General features: G+C 66.3%; 1 protein-coding gene. It reads left to right on the top strand.

Annotation, left to right across the window (positions count from 1 at the left end):
- Positions 1-156: 156 nt before the first annotated feature.
- On the top strand, positions 157-360 hold the full coding sequence (locus ACWGTO_RS33760) for a hypothetical protein (RefSeq protein ID WP_454578992.1): 204 nt from the start codon (positions 157-159) through the stop codon (positions 358-360).
- Positions 361-579: the final 219 nt, after the last annotated feature.

The raw sequence follows: 579 nt of genomic DNA, 5'->3' as shown, positions 1-579 counted from the left end.
CAGCACCGACCCCGCCGGGACCCTGGACGAGGCGACCCTCCCGACCTGAGCATCGGAGGAGGGGCTCGTGGGCGTAGTCACATCAACCAGCGGAAGACCGCGGTAGGTGTCTGGCAGCCAAGCTGTGACTGGCAACGCGGGCTGCGGGGAACCGCCATGGATGAGCTGAACGTCATCGGCTCCTCCCGGCCTCAAGTCGGCGGCGGACCCTGTCCCCTGCATCAAGGGCTGCGGCTGCACGTCGCCGAGCATCTGCCCCCCGCGCGGACGCATCGGTGCAGATTGAGCATCGTCGCGCAAATCGGACGGTGTGGGCGCATTCAGGTCGACAAAGGACTGAAGGCCGCCGAAGGTGCCTGAGCGAGCCCCGGCAGAGTGCGCCGGTGCAAAGTGAGCATCATCACGCAAATCGGACGGTGTGGGCGCATTCAGGTCGACAAAGGACTGAAGGCCGCCGAAGGTGCCTGAGCGCGCCCCGGCAGAGTGCGCTGGCGCAAAGTGAGCATCATCGCGCAAATCGGACGGTGTGGGCGCATTCAGGTCGACAAAGGACTGAAGGCCGCCGAAGGTGCCTGAGCG

It is taken from the genome of Mesorhizobium sp. PL10 (genome assembly GCF_053714315.1).
This window is presented reverse-complemented; position numbering and strand designations above follow the sequence as displayed.

What these genes read in the sequence shown, in the direction of transcription:
- ACWGTO_RS33760 (WP_454578992.1), top strand. Translation starts at nt 157, where the DNA reads ATGGATGAGCTGAACGTCATCGGCTCCTCCCGGCCTCAAGTCGGCGGC.